A 13,923-nucleotide genomic window follows, 5' to 3' on the forward strand; every position below is an offset into this window, starting at 1 on the left:
AGGCAGGCTCATCGCCAACGGGCAGGCTAACTTCCTGGGAGTGGCTTCACCAACGCCTTTCTTGAATGCCGTTAGGCTATCCACGCCACCACGGGTTACCTGGTAACAAGGGCAACCATCCTATTCCCTCCGGGCAGGCTCCGCCCTAGCGTGAGCCATGCCCGAAGGGCTATACGACCCGCTTAGGACAGGCAAGGGATTGCCCCTACGGATCCAGATTAATATCGGTCACCCGTCACTGGGTAGGGCGGTTTTTGAGCCTCCCATTTGGGATTTCCCAGTAGACACGAGCTAAACCCGCCCCTACGGGATTTACCCCAACACCTCACACCCTCACCACGGGTCACCCGACAACAAGGGCAACCACCCTTCGGCTTCGTTGCTCCTCCGGAGCCGCTACGCGAACAGGACAGGCAAGGGATTGCCCCTACGGAATATTTAATTCAAAACTCCCCCAACACCCCAACACTCCACCCCCTACGGATAGGGAGTTATTTTCCTGCGAGTCCCTTAGCGGGTTTTAGGGCAGGGATTTTAACCTGTCGATACTGAGGCTAGAGCCGGGTGCAATAGCCCATTTAGGCCGGTCTCTAAACATCGCAGATTTGCCTGCAATAACGCCGGGATATCGATAGCCAACTGTTCTCCCAACTTAGCTAGGGGCTTCATGGCTTGGACAGCCTGAGCAGGCTCCAGTGTATCCAACAGCGCTAGCCATGGGTGAATCTGTCGCCAGTAGAGCTCCTGAACCTGAGCTAGAGATAGGTTCAGCCCTAGGTCAGTACTGAGGCCAATCAGACGACCAATCCACTCACTATCAGCAGCAAGGGTATCCAGATTGGGGTGGGTGAGAACCTGCCACAGGGCGCGGCGAATCAAGGGTTCCAGAATACCAGGAGCATCGGGAAGGGACAGGGGACAGTTGAGCTGACGAGCCTCCTGGGCGATGGCCTCCAGTTCAGCGAGATGATTCAGCCCCTTGTGCAGGGGCGGCACATCGAGATCACTGGTGTCTCGTTCTAAAGCCCGAAGCCGCTCTAGAGCGCGGTGACCGATGGCAACCTGAGCCGCCATCTGGAGCTCCATTGGTACCGCAATGCCATCACGATGAAAGGCCCGCAGCAGACCATAGTTGTCGCGGTAGACCTGGGTATAGAGCTGGTCTAGGCGTTGGAGGGTATCCTGGCTCAAAACCTGCATAATCCGGTGGCGTTCCTCCGCCAGCAAGGTTTGCAGACTATAAGCTCGCTCCCCAAACTCGCGGCTAATAGCCAACATGGTTTGGGCCGCACTGGCCTGGGTCATAGCAGCAAACACCGCCTCCTTAGCCCGCTGGTAGGCCAGTCGGCGGCGGAAAGTTTGAATGCAACAGTGGAAATCCCAGCCCCCGAGGTGGAGTACCGCGAAGCTGAGTTCTGTGTTTTCCCCCGTCACCGTGGAAGTAATCTGCACCTGGCCAACCACCAAACTCAGGGAGCCCATGCGCTGGATCTGGTAGTCCTGCTGGTGGACGGTGTAGCAATAGAGGGACTGCTCCCGATGGAAGGTGGTAAACAGAGACCCCATGGCATAGTGGGCCGCCACCTGCTCCAGACTGACCTGGGAGGGGATTACCAACTGGCGATAAATCCCGGCCCCGGTGCCAAATTCAGGAACGTTGCTGGGGGCTTGTTCCAGTTTCTGAATGAAGGTGGACTCTAGTTCAACCCCGGCAACTTCTCCCGCCAGTTCCATCGCCCGAGCGGCATAGCGCAAAATTTGAGTTCCCTCGGGGCGAGAGATCTCTTCAAAAAACCAGCCGCAGCTCGTGTACATGAGCAGGGCATGGTACTGCATTTCCAGCAGCCGTAGGGCATCAACGCGATCGCTTCGGGTCAGCTTGCGGCTCTGGTGGACGGAAAAGAAGCGTTTTACACTAGCTTCGCTGCGATCGCTAATCACCTGCACATAGGCATCCCGTGCGGCCCAGGGATCAGCAAAAAACTGAGGGCCAAGGGTTTCAAAAACCTCTATTACCTGATCTCGCAGCCAGTCTAGGGCATTCCGTAGAGGTCGCCGCCAGCGCTGGTGCCAGATCCCACCCCCACCGCAGCCGCAGTCATCCTGCCAGCGATCGACCCCATGGGAGCAACTCCAGGCAGTGACGGGTTTGAGGACTACCTCCCAGTCGGGGGGATGGCAGTGGAGGTAATGGGAGAAATTGGTTACGGTCCAGCCCTGCCGAGGAAAGGACTGGGTCACCGCATAGGCCAGGGTTTTTTCTGCCCCTCCCCGATGGTGGCCAAAGGTTTCGCCATCGGTGGCCACGGCAATAAGCTGACTGGGGCGATGATCTCCCCGCACCGCCTGACCTAGGCGTCCGGTAAAGTGCTCCGATGCGCTCAGCACATCGTTGAAGCCCATGTCTCGGGAAATGGGGCCATCGTAGAAAAACAGATCCACGTAGCGTTGGGATCCGTCTGGGTGGCGACTGGGTAAGAAACAGCGGTAGGGCCGGGTGGGATCAATCTGGCCCCCACCGACTTCATGCCAGGGGTTTTCGCCCTGATCTCCAGGAGCAATGGGCCGACAGCGCTGGGCTTGGGAGGGAGCTAAGATGGTGAATTTAAACCCTTCATCTGCCAGGGCTTCGAGGGTGGGGTAGTCAATGGCGGTTTCCGCCAGCCAGATGCCCTCTGGCTCTCGGCCAAATCGCGAGACAAAGTCTGCCTTGCCCCAGCGGAGCTGGGTGCGCTTGTCTCGCTCGTTGGCGAGGGGCAGGATGATGTGGTTGTAGGCTTGGGCAATGGCATTGCCATGGCCATCTAAGCGATCGCAACTTTGGCGATCTGCTTCGAGGATGCGCTGGTAGGTTTCGGGATCGTGACGTTCTAGCCAACGAAAGAGGGTCGCGCCAATGTTGAAGCTGATGTAGGCGTAGTTATTGACAATGTCGATCACTTCGCCCCGATGGTTGAGAACGCGGGCAAAGGCATTGGGGCGATAACATTCGCCATGGATGCGCTCATTCCAATCGTGGAAGGGGTTGGCGCTGGGCTGCCGCTCGATAGTGCCCAGATAGGGATTTTCGCGCGGGGGCTGATAAAAGTGGCCGTGGATGCACACTGACACCCCCGTACTACAAGCGGAAGGGCGACTGGGGTGAGTGGAAATCGCCCTCAGGGACTCAACGGTCTGGGACCGCAGGGAGGATGGGTGCATAAAAAATGACGAAGAATGTCGGCGAGGGATCACCAGTCAGAACCGGAATCTAACGTCTGGACTGGGTCGGGGCAGGGATTATCGTTGGCAATCAGGACAATTTGCCTAAAGATCACCATAACCTGGCTTAGGCATCCTAGCGTGATCCCCATTTTTAGGTTCATAAATGTAGAAGAAGGCGGGGGAAATGTATGAAAACTTGGCGAAAGATTCAGATCTGCCCAAGTCAGATCTATCCAAAATATCAAGATATATAGAAGACGCCCAAAATTCCAGAATTCAATCCCTAGGGACAGGCGGGATATGACAGTAGTAGCGGAGTCGGGGCGATCGCCCTGGCAAGAGTTTTACCTGGGAGCGCGGGATACCCTGCCCCTGATTGTGGGGGCCATCCCCTTTGGCCTCATCTTTGGCACCCTGGCCCAAAGTAGTGGGTTTTCCTTTGGCGGTGCGATCGCACTTTCTGCCATGGTCTTTGCGGGATCATCGCAATTCATTGCCCTAGGGCTGCTGAGTGCCGGAACACCGATTCTGGTGATTGTACTCACCACCTTTGTGGTGAACTTGCGTCATCTGCTCTATGCAGTGGGGCTAGTACCCTATGTAAAGCAATTGCCCCAGGGGTGGAAGGCAGCGTTAGGGTTTTGGCTTACCGATGAAACCTTTATGGTGGTCATCCGCCGGTATCGTCAGATCGATGAGACCCCCTACAAACATTGGTACCACTTGGGTTCGGCTCTGTCTATGTATGGAAACTGGCAACTCTGCACCCTATTGGGGCTAACGGTAGGGCAACACATTCCCAACGCAGCGGCCTGGGGGCTAGACTTTGCCATGGTGGTAACTTTCATTGGTATGGTGCTGCCCTACCTGATCAACCGCCCCATGGTCTTGACCTGCGTAGTGGCAGGGGGAACGGCACTCCTGGCGCAAGGGTTGCCCCACCAATTGGGGCTGATGGTAGCCGCGATCGCGGGGATTGGTGCAGGCATGGCGGCAGAGAGCCGCTGGCCCCATCCAGGACCGCAGTCATGATTTCTCCTCTGGCAGAAACGGGACTGATCGCCGCTATGGCCCTGATTACCTTTTTGATCCGTTATCCGCTCCTCGCCGTCAGCGGTCGTCTTACCCTGCCACCCCGGTTGCTCCAGGCGCTCCAGTACGTGCCTCCGGCGGTGCTAACGGCGATCGCAGTTCCCGCTGTCGTAGTGGTGGATGGGGATCTATGGATCAGCCCCCTCAATCCTCGGTTGTTAGGGGCATTAGCTGCGATCGCAATGGGCCTCTGGCGTCAAAATCTATTGTTCACCATCGCCATCGGCATGGGGGTTTTCTGGCTGGGGCAAAGTTTACTCCCCTAGCGGCAAAGCTAAGGGAAAATGTCAAGAGACAAACCGATGGGTAATGAGTTAATACACCATCGGTTTATCCGACCACATCTTGCGGTAAAACTCCAGCAGACCGACTCATTTTCAGAGATCAAATCTACAGAGAGATCAAAAGATCACACACGGCTATGACGACCTGGAAAAAACTCAGCATCTATACCAGTGAAGCCAGCCGCTGGGGAACGCGACCGCTGCACGAGGCGGTTATCGCCACGGCCCTAGAGCAAGGCATCTACAGCGCCATGGCCTTTAAAAGCATGGAGGGCTTTGGCCCCCAACTGGCGATCCCCACCGCTAATCGTATGGCTTTCCCCTCGGATCTCCCCATTGAGGTGCGCCTACTGGGGCAAGAGGCATCGGTGGAGGGCTTTCTAGCGGACCAGTCGGAAATGCTCAAGACCTGCATTGTCACCCTGGAGGATATGGAAATGGCCCAATACCCGACGGTGTAAGCCGCCGCCCGAGGATATAGCGGTTCCCTAGGTGAACAAGGGGCTTAAGCCCCTTGCCTGTCCTTAGCCCGAGTGAAAACCGCTACAGGATCAATTGGAATTTCCTGGCGATGTTAAGGAGATGAGCCGATTGCAGATTCGCGAAGATGATCTAACGGGTAGCAAGATTACTGACTTTCTTCGGGAGCACCTCGAAGATATGAAGGAGATTACACCGCCGGAAAGCGTTCATGCCCTTGACTTAGAGGCATTGCGATCGCGCAATATTACCTTCTGGTCGGCTTGGGCAGGCGATGAATTACTCGGGTGCGGGGCACTGAAGGAACTGGATGCAAGCAGTGGTGAAATCAAATCTATGCGTACTGCCAAGGCCCATCGTGGTAGGGGGGTAGCCTCGAAAATTCTGAACCACATCATTACCACAGCCCAACAGCGGAGGTACCATCACCTGCATTTAGAAACAGGGGCTCAAGCAGAGTTTGCTCCGGCCCGAGCTTTGTACCTTCGCTATGGGTTCCAGTACCGAGGCCCTTTCGCAGACTACATTGACGACCCGAATAGTGTATTTATGACAAAAAAGCTCTAGTACTGGGCGGCGTAAATAGCCTAACCGTTCTATCGTGGCAAACCTCGGCCCCTCACCCTAGCCCTCTCCCACGGGGAGAGGGGACCGGAAAATATTGGGCTGATAGAGCACAAGTTTGATTTTCAGGGTTTCGTAGGGTGCATAGCGCTAAGGCGCGGCTTCGCCCACGCGAAGCAATGCACCGCAGAAAGGCAACGCCTAGGGGAAATGGTTACAGGACTTGCGCCGCAGAGTACTAGTGCGGCAGAATCGTAAGCTTATTTCCGCCAAGCAGCACTAGTCCCTAGCAGCCATCACAGGATTTAACTCAACAGAATTATCTGTGGCCTACTTGCTAGCGCGGAGTCGCAGGAGGGGCTGGCCAAACTCGACAGGCTGGCCATTTTCCACCAAAATTTCCATCACCTCACCCGAGACCTCCGCCTCCAGCTCATTCATCAGCTTCATCGCCTCAATAATGCAGACCGTTTGCCCCGTCTGGATGCGATCGCCAACCTCCACATAGGGAGACTCATCTGGCCCAGGGGAGCGATAGAAAGTGCCCACCATCGGCGAGGTAATGTCTATCAAGCTGCTGTCCACCACCAACGACGGTGGTGGTGAGACGGGCTCCACCGCTGGTGGGGGTGGGGCAGCGGGAGCAGGGCTAGGAGCCGCTGAGGACATGGGAGCCGCCGTCGCCAGCGGAACCGATCCCGGCTTCCGCAGTGTTAGTTCAAACTCTGCACTTTTGAGGATCAGCTCTGAAATGTCGGTCTGGTTCAGTGCCGCAACCAGCTCCCGTAGCTCCTGAAAATTGAGTTCCACCAAATCCACTCCCTACCAACACAGCGGTGATTGCCACCTTTCTTTCCCAGGGGCGCTTTGGGGCGACACCCACCCAAAAATGATTCGTAACCCCTATTCCCGACTCCCCTATTCGCGCCCCATATAGGAGTCAGTTCGAGTATCAATTTTGATGCGCTCACCCTGAGCAATAAATAAGGGCACCATCACTTGGGCTCCCGTCTCCACAATGGCGGGCTTCGTGCCCCCGGTAGCAGTGTCTCCCTTCACGCCGGGATCGGTTTCCGTCACCTCCAGAACAATCGTGTTGGGCAGCTCCACATCTAGAATTCGGCCATCCCAGGACACCACGCTGACCTCCATCTCTTCCTTGAGGTACTTGACGCGATCGCCGATCTGGCTGCTGACCATGCGGACCTCTTCATAGGTCTCCATGTCCATAAACACCAGATCCTCACCCTCTCGGTAGGTGTGCTGCATATTTCGCTTCTCCAGGGTGGCCTGGGGCACTGATTCCCCAGCCCGGAAGGTCCGCTCTACAACGCTGCCATTTTGAGCATTTTTGAGCTTGGTGCGGACAAAGGCAGAGCCCTTACCCGGTTTGACGTGCAAGAATTCCACAACCCGCCACACCGATCCGTCCAACTCAATAGTGACGCCGGTTCTAAAGTCATTACTGGAAATCATGGCCCTGGATACTTAAAGGTTTGCATAATCGGCAAATTATCTGCATAATCGGCAATTCATTTTACCGCCCAGTCGGAATTTCCCCACGTTTGATCGGCAGTTATTCCACCCCCATAATCAGTTACCCACCTCGCCGGAATCTCACCTGCCCTATGGAGATGAACCGCCCTATGGCAAGATCAAAGCGGCAGGATGCCGTGGGCATCGCTGTCCCCATCGATAATATTCACCGATATTCACCCCCATGCAACTACTCAAGCACTGGCTGACCCCTCCCCTCCTCGCCACCCTCCTCTGGCTGGGCCTCATCGCCGGAGAGGTCGGAATCCATCCTGGGACCGCTGGGGCCACCACCCTAGATCAGGCCCTTGTGGCCTACCTGCCCCCCGGCAATGCCATTACTGACGGCCAAGCCCTGCTGCGTTATTCCCTGCCCATTGACAGTAAAGACCTGCGCAAAATCCAGGAAGATCTGGAGGGATTGTCCCAGTGGCTCCGCAGCAAACGCTGGGCACCGATGCGGGGAGATGTGCAAAAGGTGGATCGGCTGCTAAGCCGTCGCCGGGAGGCCATTTTAGACACGGTATCCGCTGCGGATCGAGATCGCGCCAGCACTCTTCTGGACGATCTCCAGGCTGGATTGATCCCCATGTTTGAGGCTATCGAAAATCGCGATAAGTCAGCAGTACAGCGGTTGCGGAAATCTTTACTCCAGACCATTGGATCTTTAGAGGCGTTAATGGTGGCGGAGTTTCCCTTTGAGGTGCCAGCGGAATATAGCATGCTGCCCCAACTCAAGGGTCGAGCCACCGTGGCCTTTGAAACCACAAAGGGTACGGTCACCGCCATCGTGGATGGCTACAGTGCCCCCGTCACTGCGGGTAACTTTGTGGATTTAGTGCAGCGCGGCTTCTATGACCACCTGCCCTTCATCCGAGCCGAAGACAATTATGTGCTGCAAACCGGGGATCCGGTGGGACCAGACGAGGGGTTCATCGATCCCAAAACTGGTGAATACCGTTCTATTCCTCTAGAGATTTTGGTCAAAGGGGAGACCGAACCCGTCTATGGCAACACCTTGGAGTCTTTGGGCCGCTATTTGGAACAGCCTGTGCTGCCCTTCTCTGCCTTTGGTGCCCTGGGTATGGCGCGACCTGAGAGTGAGCCCAATGGTGGCTCTTCCCAGTTTTTCTTCTTCCTCTTTGAGCCGGAGCTGACCCCTGCTGGGTTAAACCTGCTGGATGGCCGCTATGCCGTATTTGGCTATGTGGTGGAGGGCAAGGAGGTACTGGAGAAGCTAAGCCAGGAGGATTCAATTGAGTCGGCCCGTGTGGTGACAGGGTTAGAAAACCTGGTGCAACCCCAAGGGGTGTAGCCCTAGGGCATGGTGTTGGAAACCGTTGGGGATATTGGGGAACTGGAGTTGCTTCGGCGGCTCCAGCCCTTTTGCCAGGGCATTGGGGATGATGGGGCGGTGTTGCCCCGGCCCGAGGCAAGTTTGGTGGTGACCACTGATGTCTTGGTGGAGGGGGTGCATTTTAGCGATCGCACTACTGCACCGGAGGATGTGGGTTGGCGGGCGGTGGCGGCGAATTTATCGGACCTAGCGGCGATGGGGGCGGTGCCTCTGGGGATTACTGTGGGCTTGGCCCTGCCGGGAACGGTGGCCGTGGCCTGGGTGGAGGCGGTGTACCGAGGTATGCTGGCCTGTTTAGGGGACTATGGGGGTGACATTCTGGGGGGGGATGTGGTGCGATCTTCCCAGGTGTCTCTGGCCATCACCGCTCTGGGGCAAGGGGATCCTGCCCGGATGCTGTACCGCGATCGCGCACAGCCGGGGCAGGTAATCGTCGCCACGGGTGCCCATGGAGCCTCGCGGGCGGGTTTGGAACTGTTGCTCCAACCTGAATCGGGGGTGGGGCTGGTATCGGGAATGCGGGATCGCTTTATCCGGTCCCACCAGCGCCCCCGGCCCCGCTTTGATGCTGTGGCCGCCCTGCACCACTGTTTTCCCTCTGGAAAGGGGACAGCGCTGCCGGTGGCGGCGATGGACAGCAGTGATGGGCTGGCCAATGCGGTGTTGCACCTGTGTCAGGCCAGTGGGGTGGGGGCACGCTTGGTGCGATCGCACTTGCCCTTTCCCCCAGGCTTATTGTCCTGGGTCGGTCCCGAAACGGCCTTGGACTGGACCCTGTACGGGGGAGAAGACTTCGAGCTGGTGCTGGCTCTGCCGCCGGAGATTGCCTTAGCTCTCACCCAGTCCCTTGGCCCTGAAGCCGCGATCATCGGCACCGTAGAGGCTGGTGAGGGGGTGATTCTACTGGAGCAGGCGGAGGATGGGGATGGCCAGCCCCTGCCCTGGGAAAACAGTTTCCGCCATTTTTAAGTCCTACAGCAGGTGTTGAAAGGCAGACCATTGGGTAATGTCTTCCAACAGGGCGCGGTAGCCCTCCACATTGGGGTGTAGGCCATCGCCAGAGAGGCGCGGTCGCCACCAGGCATCCCCCCGACCCAGCCAGAGATCCAGCACATCCAGGTAGGGAATCTGGCGCTGATCACAGGCAGCGGCGGTGATATCCCGATAGCGCCCTTGATCAGTGTGGTTGTAGTACAGCACTTCGGCAAAGGGCATCCGCTCCGGCAGCACTGGCACCATGCCCACAAAGAGTACTGGCCCCAGATCCTGAGCTTGGTCTAGCAGGTCTGCCATCTGGGCTTGAAAAACTGCAAAATCAGTATGGTGACGACCATTCGGCTTACCCACGCGGGCAGAGTCATTGACCCCCACCGAGAGGATAACGAGGTCAGGGAGGCGATTCCGTAGTTCTCCCCGACGAGAGAATTCATAATTCAGGCGCTGACTCACCCGCTGCACGCCGTCTCCCCGTACCCCCAGGTTATAGAGAACGTGGCCGGGGGTCTCAGGGCAAAACCAACGGCGGCGCAGTCGCTCTACCCAACCCCCCCCCTCTGGATCGCCGTAGCCGTAGATCAGGCTGTCGCCAATGGCGACAATGCGCCGGGGCTGCGCGATCGCAACCTGAGGAGAAGAGACTTGAGGATGGGAAAGGGTAGCCGCCATAGAAGACTCGATAGGGGCTCTATCGCAAACGGATCTGAGCAAGTCAGACTGCTGCGGAGCCTTGGTGTCGTTACAGGGAGGTATCTGCATGGGACTGTATCACTCCCAAGGATGCTTTTCAATTTTTTACTTGAGGTAAGACTTCTAAATTTTCGTGCAGGTAGATTCGTACAGGTTTCTTACAGGTTTCGTACAGGTCGAGATGTTCCCCATTCTGATCAGTACTGGGGCCAGAGGAGGTGAGGGAGTGGACAGTCCCTGAGGTGCCCCCCCAACTCGACTGCTATGCTTAGAGACAGACGACTTTTGCGTCTGGTTTTCCAAGATTCCGGCCAGTCCGGAAAAGTGAGTAGTATGTTGCAGCCCTTCTCCCCCTTTGACAACCAGCAATTGATGCGACGCACCGAAGATTTAGTGCAGGCCGCCTCCAATCGGTATCGGATCACGGTGCAGGTCGCCAATCGTGCCCAGCGGCGGCGCTACGAAGACTTTGAATCCCTAGATGAATCCCGCATGAAGCCCGTTTTGCGGGCCATCATCGAAATGTCCGACGAGCTGACCCAGCCCGAAATTCTGGGGGAATAGGCCACGGTTCGTCATCTTAAAGAAGGGTCTGGGTGGCGTCTGGGTTGGAACCCAGACGCCACTGACTTTCCGGGCCTAGTAGCAGGAGAACATTGGGCACTGGAGCTAAGTTCTGCGGAATTTCAAGATTTCTGTCGTCTAGGGTTACAACTAGCCGCCACCATGGAAACCATGGCGACGGAACTGATGGCAGAAGAGCGCATTACCTGCGAAGCAGAGAGTGCCCATCTGTGGCTAGAAGTGGAGGGTTATCCTCAGTCCTATGGTTTGCGGTTGATTCTCCTGACGGGGCGACGAGGAGAAGGGACTTGGTTCCCGGCTGCGGTGCCGGGGCTCTTGCAGGCCATTCCCAGTTTGCAGGTCTTCTAGGGGCTATGGACAATCAAAGCCAGATTCCTGGTTATGGGGTGGTTACAGCCCCTAGCTTGATTCAGTAGGGCGGGCGTGATCATGCCTACCCCGCAAGGGTTTCCCCGTTACTTTTCCACACGCCCTAGGATTTCTTGGGATAAAGTCTTTTAAGAAAATTACGTCATCCCAAAGGGTATAGGGCATAATCAGCGGTACATTGGCCCCTAGGTTTCAACCTGGAAGATTCATTGTCTGTGGGCAAGGGGCAGTACCGATTCCTCACAGGGGGATGCATTATCACCATGCGCATCAAAGTCACCAGCGACACACTTTTCAAACTGGCCCCCAAGCTCTCTAGTGAGCTGAGTGAGGCGGAAAAGGTTTTTGTCAAAAATGGGACGGAGTTTGAGATTGAGTTCTACACCGAAGTGGAAGGTAATCACCTCCAGCTAGAACTGGCCAATGCGGTTCTAGGCAATCCCCCTACCTTTACCTGGTATGCCTACAAGCCAGACCTCCAGGTAACCGGCTCTCCGGTGAAACTAACCGTGACCAGTGACACCCTGTTTAAGCTGCGCCCTGTCCTCTCTAGTGAACTGGCGGATGAGGAAAAGGTTTTTGTGAAAAACGGGACCCAGTTTGAGGTGCAATCCTTTTTGCCCGCCGACGGTAACCATGTGCGGGTTGCGATCGCAAATGCCTTCCTCGGTCCCCAAAACCGCAATACCTGGTACGCCTACAATCCCGACATCAAGATCGATGGCCAAAAGATTGACCTGCGGGTGATCAGCGACACCCTGTTTAAGGGCAAGCCCGTCCTCTCTAGTCAACTTGCGGACAACGAGAAAATATTTGTCCGCAACAAGACCACCTTTGAACTGCAATCCTACAGTCAGTCAGAGGGCAACCACGTCCGGGTGGCTCTGTCTGGAGCCTTCCTCGGTCCCGATAAGCGCAATACCTGGTATGCCTTTGGCCCCGATATTCAAATTGACGGGACGGAAACCAATAACAAGCCCAAGGACACCAATCCGGCCCAGCCGACAGATCCCGGCAAAGCCCTGCGGTTTCCTGGGTTCTCCGGGGTGTATTACACCAATAATCCGATCCTAACCGGAGGACGCTTCACCTGGGGGGAGGCCACCCATGGCGGCAGCCGCATTCCCGTCAGTGCCGATGTAGTCTACGGAATGCTGCGGATTGCCAAGGCCATGGAGGAAATCCGCAAGATTTTCGGCAATCGCCCCGTGCGGGTCAACTCGTGGTATCGCGATCCCGCCACCAATGCCAGGGTGGGGGGAGCCAGCGCCTCCCGACACATCGTGGGGGATGCGGTGGACTTTGTGATTGGGGGCTATCACCCCTACGACGTGTTCGCGGAGCTAGACCGCTGGTGGGGCAGCAAGGGCGGCTTAGCCAGTGCTACGGTCTTCACCCACATCGATTCTCGGGGCTACCGTGCCCGCTGGTCCTACGGCTTCTAAGCCCACCTGAGTTCGACTTAAGCTTCGCTGCCCATCCGCCAGGGAATAAATTGCCTTGGCGGATGGGCAGAAGTCCGTTAAAACGGACTTGCCCCCCTATCTCCAGCCCAGCTCCCAGTTCATTTTTAATGGCCATTAAAAATGGACTAGAGCCTGTTAGCCGGGAATTTTGAACTCCCGGCGGGGTGACAGCGCTGATACCGAATTGACGTTTTTTAGCCCTCTACTCCTTGTCGAACTCAGGTTAAGCCCAGTTCTCCATAGCCCATAATTTCACCCAAGGTTGAATGGCCCCAACCCCAGGTTGAGGTCAGGTTAACGATTAACCAGATTAACCAAAGGTAGACTGGCCCAAGGTCGGAGGCACATCCTGCCAGCGACCGGGGCCAGCGGCGCGGATCGCCTCCTTCAGCACAATATCTCCCGTGTAGAGCGCCTTACCGATGATGACGCCACTGACCCCCACCGGAGCCAGGGCTAGGAGGCTCAGCACATCCACCACGGAACTAACGCCCCCAGAGGCGATCACCGGGATCTCAATGGCCTGGGCCAATTCTCGCAGAGCCGGGAGATTTGGCCCTTGCAGGGTGCCGTCCCGCTGGATGTCGGTGTAAATGATGGCGGCGGCTCCCCGCTGGGCCATATCCTGCGCCAGGGCAACCGCCTGCACCTGGGAGGTTTCCAGCCAGCCTCGGGTGGCCACCCAGCCATCACGAGCATCAATGCCCACGATGATTCGCCCTGGAAACTCAGTGCTCAGCTCACTCACCAAGTCAGGATTTTCCACCGCTGCGGTGCCCAGAATGGCGTAGCGCACCCCCAGATCAAATAGGGCAGAAACGCGATCGCGATCGCGCAGTCCGCCCCCCACCTCAATGGGAATATCCACGGCCCGAGCGATGGCCTCGATCGCCCGCCCATTTTCCGGCTTCCCCGCCTTAGCGCCATCTAAATCCACCAGATGCAGCCGCGTCGCCCCCTGGTCGGCCCACTGCCGCGCCACCTCCACCGGATTTTCGTTGTACACCTGGGACTGGTCATAGTCACCCTGATAGAGCCGCACACAGCGACCCTCTAGTAGATCAATAGCCGGGATGATTTCCATAGTTCAAAATTTCTCCTCCAAAGCGACATCCTGCATTGGGCGCGGATCCTGCATTGGGCGCGGAAACCGCGCCCCCACCCCAACATCCTGCATCGGACAGGGAAACCACGCCCCCACGGCGACATCCTGCATTGGGCGCGGAAACCGCGCCCCTACCGGACATTCAAAATTCAAAATTCAAAACTTAATTCCTATTACCCACCCCCACACCCCCTC

At 56.9% G+C, this 13,923-nt stretch carries 13 protein-coding genes and 1 pseudogene; 9 read left to right on the forward strand and 5 right to left on the reverse strand.

Annotated features, from left to right (window positions below; genetic code table 11):
• Positions 1 to 534: 534 nt before the first annotated feature.
• Positions 535 to 3,201, reverse strand: coding sequence for a DUF3536 domain-containing protein (locus LEP6406_RS0204020; protein ID WP_008310392.1), 2,667 nt, complete (start codon positions 3,199 to 3,201; stop codon positions 535 to 537).
• Between the two features lie 303 nt (positions 3,202 to 3,504).
• On the opposite strand from LEP6406_RS0204020, the gene LEP6406_RS0204025 reads away from it, so the two are divergent.
• The 4 genes from LEP6406_RS0204025 (at position 3,505) to LEP6406_RS0204040 (ending at position 5,627) form a co-directional block, all read left to right on the forward strand.
• Positions 3,505 to 4,236 (forward strand): AzlC family ABC transporter permease, encoded by a 732-nt coding sequence (locus LEP6406_RS0204025; RefSeq protein ID WP_008310389.1) that lies wholly within the window; start codon positions 3,505 to 3,507, stop codon positions 4,234 to 4,236.
• A complete protein-coding gene (locus LEP6406_RS0204030; protein WP_008310387.1) occupies positions 4,233 to 4,562 on the forward strand; it encodes an AzlD domain-containing protein in 330 nt (109 codons plus the stop codon). Before LEP6406_RS0204025 ends, LEP6406_RS0204030 begins: the two co-directional genes overlap by 4 nt.
• A 155-nt stretch (positions 4,563 to 4,717) precedes the next feature.
• On the forward strand, positions 4,718 to 5,041 hold the full coding sequence (locus tag LEP6406_RS0204035; protein WP_008310384.1) for a DUF190 domain-containing protein: 324 nt from the start codon (positions 4,718 to 4,720) through the stop codon (positions 5,039 to 5,041).
• 121 nt (positions 5,042 to 5,162) lie between these two features.
• Positions 5,163 to 5,627 (forward strand): GNAT family N-acetyltransferase, encoded by a 465-nt coding sequence (locus tag LEP6406_RS0204040; RefSeq protein WP_008310383.1) that lies wholly within the window; start codon positions 5,163 to 5,165, stop codon positions 5,625 to 5,627.
• A gap of 327 nt (positions 5,628 to 5,954) precedes the next feature.
• On the opposite strand, the gene accB is transcribed toward LEP6406_RS0204040, so the two are convergent.
• Positions 5,955 to 6,434 (reverse strand): acetyl-CoA carboxylase biotin carboxyl carrier protein, encoded by a 480-nt coding sequence (gene accB, locus LEP6406_RS0204045; RefSeq protein WP_008309574.1) that lies wholly within the window; start codon positions 6,432 to 6,434, stop codon positions 5,955 to 5,957.
• 108 nt (positions 6,435 to 6,542) lie between these two features.
• Positions 6,543 to 7,100 (reverse strand): elongation factor P, encoded by a 558-nt coding sequence (gene efp / locus LEP6406_RS0204050; protein WP_008309572.1) that lies wholly within the window; start codon positions 7,098 to 7,100, stop codon positions 6,543 to 6,545.
• 244 nt (positions 7,101 to 7,344) lie between these two features.
• Between efp and LEP6406_RS0204055 the strand changes: the two genes are divergently transcribed.
• Positions 7,345 to 8,475, forward strand: a complete 1,131-nt coding sequence (locus LEP6406_RS0204055) for a peptidylprolyl isomerase (RefSeq protein ID WP_008309571.1) — start codon at positions 7,345 to 7,347, stop codon at positions 8,473 to 8,475.
• Between the two features lie 9 nt (positions 8,476 to 8,484).
• Complete coding sequence (gene thiL, locus LEP6406_RS0204060) at positions 8,485 to 9,486, forward strand: thiamine-phosphate kinase (RefSeq protein WP_008309569.1); 1,002 nt, start codon at positions 8,485 to 8,487, stop codon at positions 9,484 to 9,486.
• A gap of 3 nt (positions 9,487 to 9,489) precedes the next feature.
• Here the strand turns inward: thiL and LEP6406_RS0204065 are convergent, their stop codons facing one another.
• A complete protein-coding gene (locus LEP6406_RS0204065; RefSeq protein ID WP_036028143.1) occupies positions 9,490 to 10,182 on the reverse strand; it encodes a GDSL-type esterase/lipase family protein in 693 nt (230 codons plus the stop codon).
• A gap of 357 nt (positions 10,183 to 10,539) precedes the next feature.
• Here LEP6406_RS0204065 and LEP6406_RS0204070 point away from each other — a divergent pair, with 357 nt between their 5' ends.
• The 3 genes and pseudogenes from LEP6406_RS0204070 to LEP6406_RS0204080 all read left to right on the forward strand — a co-directional run bounded on the left by LEP6406_RS0204070 (position 10,540) and on the right by LEP6406_RS0204080 (position 12,602).
• Complete coding sequence (locus LEP6406_RS0204070) at positions 10,540 to 10,767, forward strand: DNA-directed RNA polymerase subunit omega (protein ID WP_202807566.1); 228 nt, start codon at positions 10,540 to 10,542, stop codon at positions 10,765 to 10,767.
• A 30-nt stretch (positions 10,768 to 10,797) separates the two neighbouring features.
• Positions 10,798 to 11,136 (forward strand): annotated as a pseudogene (locus LEP6406_RS26500) (DUF1818 family protein); the annotation flags it as partial.
• Between the two features lie 284 nt (positions 11,137 to 11,420).
• Positions 11,421 to 12,602, forward strand: a complete 1,182-nt coding sequence (locus LEP6406_RS0204080; RefSeq protein ID WP_036029237.1) for a D-Ala-D-Ala carboxypeptidase family metallohydrolase — start codon at positions 11,421 to 11,423, stop codon at positions 12,600 to 12,602.
• A 331-nt stretch (positions 12,603 to 12,933) separates the two neighbouring features.
• Here the strand turns inward: LEP6406_RS0204080 and hisA are convergent, their stop codons facing one another.
• Positions 12,934 to 13,707, reverse strand: a complete 774-nt coding sequence (hisA, locus tag LEP6406_RS0204085; RefSeq protein ID WP_008309558.1) for a 1-(5-phosphoribosyl)-5-[(5-phosphoribosylamino)methylideneamino]imidazole-4-carboxamide isomerase — start codon at positions 13,705 to 13,707, stop codon at positions 12,934 to 12,936.
• Positions 13,708 to 13,923 lie beyond the last annotated feature (216 nt).

Source organism: Leptolyngbya sp. PCC 6406, assembly GCF_000332095.2.
In the GTDB taxonomy this organism is placed as follows: domain Bacteria; phylum Cyanobacteriota; class Cyanobacteriia; order Phormidesmidales; family Phormidesmidaceae; genus PCC-6406.

Excerpts from the sequence above, each read along its gene's own strand:
- LEP6406_RS0204030 (WP_008310387.1), top strand. The coding sequence starts at position 4,233 with ATGATTTCTCCTCTGGCAGAAACGGGACTGATCGCCGCTATGGCCCTG.
- LEP6406_RS0204055 (WP_008309571.1), top strand. The coding sequence starts at position 7,345 with ATGCAACTACTCAAGCACTGGCTGACCCCTCCCCTCCTCGCCACCCTC.
- efp (WP_008309572.1), bottom strand. The coding sequence starts at position 7,100 with ATGATTTCCAGTAATGACTTTAGAACCGGCGTCACTATTGAGTTGGAC.
- LEP6406_RS0204065 (WP_036028143.1), bottom strand. The coding sequence starts at position 10,182 with ATGGCGGCTACCCTTTCCCATCCTCAAGTCTCTTCTCCTCAGGTTGCG.
- LEP6406_RS0204020 (WP_008310392.1), bottom strand. The coding sequence starts at position 3,201 with ATGCACCCATCCTCCCTGCGGTCCCAGACCGTTGAGTCCCTGAGGGCG.
- LEP6406_RS0204080 (WP_036029237.1), top strand. The coding sequence starts at position 11,421 with ATGCGCATCAAAGTCACCAGCGACACACTTTTCAAACTGGCCCCCAAG.
- thiL (WP_008309569.1), top strand. The coding sequence starts at position 8,485 with ATGGTGTTGGAAACCGTTGGGGATATTGGGGAACTGGAGTTGCTTCGG.
- LEP6406_RS0204035 (WP_008310384.1), top strand. The coding sequence starts at position 4,718 with ATGACGACCTGGAAAAAACTCAGCATCTATACCAGTGAAGCCAGCCGC.
- LEP6406_RS0204025 (WP_008310389.1), top strand. The coding sequence starts at position 3,505 with ATGACAGTAGTAGCGGAGTCGGGGCGATCGCCCTGGCAAGAGTTTTAC.
- LEP6406_RS0204040 (WP_008310383.1), top strand. The coding sequence starts at position 5,163 with ATGAGCCGATTGCAGATTCGCGAAGATGATCTAACGGGTAGCAAGATT.
- hisA (WP_008309558.1), bottom strand. The coding sequence starts at position 13,707 with ATGGAAATCATCCCGGCTATTGATCTACTAGAGGGTCGCTGTGTGCGG.